This is a genomic window from Kitasatospora sp. NPDC059571 (assembly GCF_042735675.1).
Lineage (GTDB): Bacteria > Actinomycetota > Actinomycetes > Streptomycetales > Streptomycetaceae > Kitasatospora.
In genome coordinates this window covers 1-3,851 of record NZ_JBHWBW010000629.1, presented here as the reverse complement: position 1 = coordinate 3,851, position 3,851 = coordinate 1, and the positions used below count along the sequence as shown (strand labels likewise).

At 70.4% G+C, this 3,851-nt stretch carries 4 protein-coding genes; 2 read left to right on the top strand and 2 right to left on the bottom strand.

All coding sequences use genetic code 11. The annotated features are described in order from the left end of the window. Window positions 1–68: 68 nt before the first annotated feature. Entirely contained in the window at window positions 69–776 is a 708-nt protein-coding gene (locus ACFV0G_RS36855) for a DedA family protein (RefSeq protein WP_380557388.1), read from the bottom strand. Window positions 777–1,036: 260 nt separating this feature from the next. On the opposite strand from ACFV0G_RS36855, the gene fbaA reads away from it, so the two are divergent. Beyond that, window positions 1,037–2,059, top strand: coding sequence for a class II fructose-bisphosphate aldolase (fbaA, locus tag ACFV0G_RS36850; protein ID WP_380557385.1), 1,023 nt, complete (start codon window positions 1,037–1,039; stop codon window positions 2,057–2,059). 440 nt (window positions 2,060–2,499) lie between these two features. Here fbaA and ACFV0G_RS36845 read toward each other — a convergent pair whose 3' ends face one another. Further along, window positions 2,500–3,135 (bottom strand): ScbR family autoregulator-binding transcription factor, encoded by a 636-nt coding sequence (locus ACFV0G_RS36845; RefSeq protein WP_380557382.1) that lies wholly within the window; start codon window positions 3,133–3,135, stop codon window positions 2,500–2,502. Window positions 3,136–3,357: 222 nt separating this feature from the next. Between ACFV0G_RS36845 and ACFV0G_RS36840 the strand changes: the two genes are divergently transcribed. Then, window positions 3,358–3,771, top strand: a complete 414-nt coding sequence (locus tag ACFV0G_RS36840; protein ID WP_380557379.1) for a DUF3151 domain-containing protein — start codon at window positions 3,358–3,360, stop codon at window positions 3,769–3,771. Window positions 3,772–3,851 lie beyond the last annotated feature (80 nt).

Below are 3,851 nucleotides of genomic sequence, written 5' to 3'. Positions count from 1 at the left end.
CCCATGCACTGGTCTGTGTCCTCCTGGGGTTCTTCCTGGCCGGTACGAGCATGGCGCCGGTCCGTGGGTCAGTGCTTGCGGTGGCGGCCGGTGCTGACCGGCTCGGCGGGCGTGTCGTCGCCCGCGGCCTTCTTCCGGCGCTCGCGGACGACCTCGACGAGGATCGGCGAGATCGAGATCAGGATGATCAGGGCCATCGCCGGGAGCAGGTACTTGTCGATCACCGGGGCCAGCGCGTCGCCGAAGAAGTAGCCGATGAGCAGCATCGACTCCGTCCACAGCACGCCGCCGACGACGTTCCAGACGAAGAAGGTGCGGGCCGGCATCTCCAGCGTGCCGGCGACCGGGTTGAGGAACGTCCGGACGATCGGGATGAAGCGGGCCATGACCACGGCCTTGGCCGGGCCGAACTTGTCGAAGTACAGCTCCGCCTTCATCACGTGCTCGCGGCGGAAGATCTTCGAGTCGGGCTTGTCGAACATCCGGGGGCCGACCCGGGCCCCGAGCAGGTGGCCCAGCTGGGCACCGGCGATCGCGCAGATCGGCGCACCGATCAGCAGCAGCGCGATCGGCATGCGAGCGCCCTCGCCGAGGACCGAGGACGCCGCGCTGGACGCGGCCACACCCCCCAGGATCAGCAGCGAGTCGCCGGGGAAGAAGAACCCGACCAGCAGGCCGGTCTCGGCGAAGATGATCGCGAGCAGGCCGAAGGCGCCCACCGACGCGATCAGCGATTTGGCGTCGAGGAGGTTGACGGCGAGCTGGTTGTAGTCCACGGGCGCAGGATAGCGCCCGCGGGTTGTGGGCAGGCTAAGCGGAGCGGTCGACTCCCCGGGCGGAGCCGCCGGGCCTGCGGTGTCCCGACTGGCGGGCCATGGGTGACCTCGGGGGGCGAGTCTGGGAAGATGGCACAGGTGTCCGGCCCGCGGTCGAGCCCCACCCTCTTCTCGTACCGCGAAACACGCCGAGTACCGGAGGCGTATCGAGCATCGGACAGCGTCGTCCGATCGCCCCACACCGACAGGAGCGGATTCGCATGCCCATCGCAACTCCCGACGTCTACAACGAGATGCTGGACCGGGCCAAGGCGGGCAAGTTCGCCTACCCGGCCATCAACGTCACCTCGTCGCAGACGCTGCACGCCGCACTGCGCGGCTTCGCCGAGGCCGAGAGCGACGGCATCATCCAGATCTCCACCGGTGGCGCCGAGTTCCTGGGCGGCCAGCACAACAAGGACATGGTGACCGGCGCCGTCGCGCTCGCCGAGTTCGCGCACATCGTCGCCGCCAAGTACGACATCACCGTCGCGCTGCACACCGACCACTGCCCGAAGGACAAGCTGGACGGCTACGTCCGCCCGCTGCTGGCGATCTCCGCCGAGCGCGTGGCCAAGGGCCAGAACCCGCTCTTCCAGTCGCACATGTGGGACGGCTCCGCCGAGACCCTGGCCGACAACCTGGCGATCGCCCAGGAGCTGCTGGCCCAGGCCGCCGCCGCCAAGATCATCCTTGAGGTCGAGATCACCCCGACCGGCGGCGAGGAGGACGGTGTCTCGCACGAGATCAACGACGAGCTGTACACCACCGTGAACGACGCGGTGCGCACCGCCGAGGCGCTCGGCCTGGGCGAGAAGGGCCGCTACCTGCTGGCCGCCTCGTTCGGCAACGTGCACGGCGTGTACAAGCCGGGCAACGTCGTGCTGAAGCCGGAGCTCCTCGCCGAGCTGCAGGCCGAGATCGGCAAGCAGTACGGCAAGACCGACCCGTTCGACTTCGTCTTCCACGGCGGCTCGGGCTCGACCGCGGAGGAGATCGCCACCGCGCTGGAGAACGGCGTCGTGAAGATGAACCTCGACACCGACACCCAGTACGCCTTCACCCGTCCGGTCGTGGACCACATGTTCCGCAACTACGACGGTGTGCTGAAGGTCGACGGCGAGGTCGGCAAGAAGAACACGTACGACCCGCGCACCTGGGGCAAGCTGGCCGAGGCCGGCATGGCCGCCCGCGTGCTCGAGGCCGCGCAGCAGCTGCGCTCGGCGGGCAACCGCCTGAAGTAAGGCCCATGGCCGACGAGGGTGCCCCCGGGAGTCTCTCCCCGGGGGCACCCTCGTTTGGGGCCCTCACAGGAAACCGCCTCGAATGTTTTCCACTGGGCCACCGTCGCACTTCGGCGGGGGGTCGGGTTGCTGCGCCGGCGAGGCTCGAACCCCGACCACCGGGGACGCCCCTCCAACCTGCTACACCCCGGGGCCGCCAGGTGACATTCGCGCTTTGATGCAAGGCACTTGACTTACTGTCACTTGTTCCGCGATGCCGGGTCGGGGCGGTCGGGCCGGCTGGACAGAAAGTCCTTTTCCAGCAGCACAATTGACCAAGCAGTCGGCCAGGACGGCTTTTGACAGGCGATGTTCGACGACACCTTCGGCGCATTCCTGCGGACTTCGCGCCCTTCTGAAAACATACCGTCACAACGGTATGGATTCTTGACATCGCACCGTCAGGTGGGAAGCAGCAGGTCGAGGAGCTCGTCGACCCGCTCGACCACGTCCATCCGGTCGTGGAGGACCCACGAGACGTGCTGGACGCCGAAGAAGGATGCCACCAACACCCTTGCAAGGGTGGCGGGTTCCCTGCCCGGGGGCAGCTCGCCGGCGTCTGCGGCCCGGGTCAGCAGCAGGGTGACGAAGGCGGCGTAGTCGACGAAGGGGGTGGGGAGTTCGGTCTCGATGACGGCCTGCTCGGCCTGCAGTCGGACGGCCGCGCGGGCCGCCGCGTCATCCCGCAGGCGCTGCGCGGTACCGCGGACCAGTGCCCGTACCGCGTCCAGCGGAGGGAGCCGGGGGTCCATCACCGCGGACGCGTTGCGGGTGGCGGTGTGATGGAAGGCCTCCACCAGCTCGACCGCCATCGCCTCCTTGTTGGGGAAGTGGAAGTAGACCGCCCCCTTGGTGGCCCCGGCGAGTTCGGCGATGTCCTGGATGGTGACGGACGGGAAGCCCCGGTCGGCGAAGAGCTCCGCGGCGGCGTCCAGGACGGCGGCGCGGGTCCGCACGGCGCGGGCCTGCCGGGGCCCGCCCTGCCCGACCACCGACCGCTTGGAACTCCCGCTGCCCGGTGCCGGATTGGTTGCCATGGCTCAGCCCTCCAGCGGGGCCCGCGGGCCCGCAATAACCCTGATTCCAGGAATCATACCGTCGCAAAGGTATTTTTCGCCGGACCCACACCCGCGCGGCGCGGAGAACGGGGAGCGCGCACCATGTCCTACGCCCCGGGAGGCGCCCACCACCGCGGTGGCGGCGGAGCTCCGTCCGGGCGGTCCGCTGCCGGATCGCCCGACAGTGGTTGACTGGAACGCATGAGCATTCACGAGAACCTGCTGGGCGGACCGCCGCCGACTCACCTGCCGGCCGAGCCCGGGCCGCTGGAGGCGCTGGCCCAGGGCGCCTCGCCCGCCGAGGTCGCGGCGGCGTTCCCGACCTCCTCGCTCGCCTGGGCGCAGCTGGCGGACGACGCCTTCGCCGGCGGCCGGGTCGTCGAGTCCTACGCCTATGCCCGGACCGGCTACCACCGGGGCCTGGACGCGCTGCGCCGGGCCGGCTGGAAGGGCCACGGCCCGGTGCCGTGGGAGCACGAGCCGAACCGCGGCTTCCTGCGCGCCCTGCACGCGCTGGGCCGGGCCGCTGCGGCCATCAACGAGAAGGACGAGGCCGAGCGCTGCTCGCAGTTCCTGCGCGACAGCTCCCCGACCGCGGCCGGCATGCTGGGCTGACCCGTCCTGGCGCCCGCCCGCCCCCGGGGCGGGCCGGGGGGGGCGGGGGGCCCCCGGCCAGCGCCGGCCGGGGGGCCCGG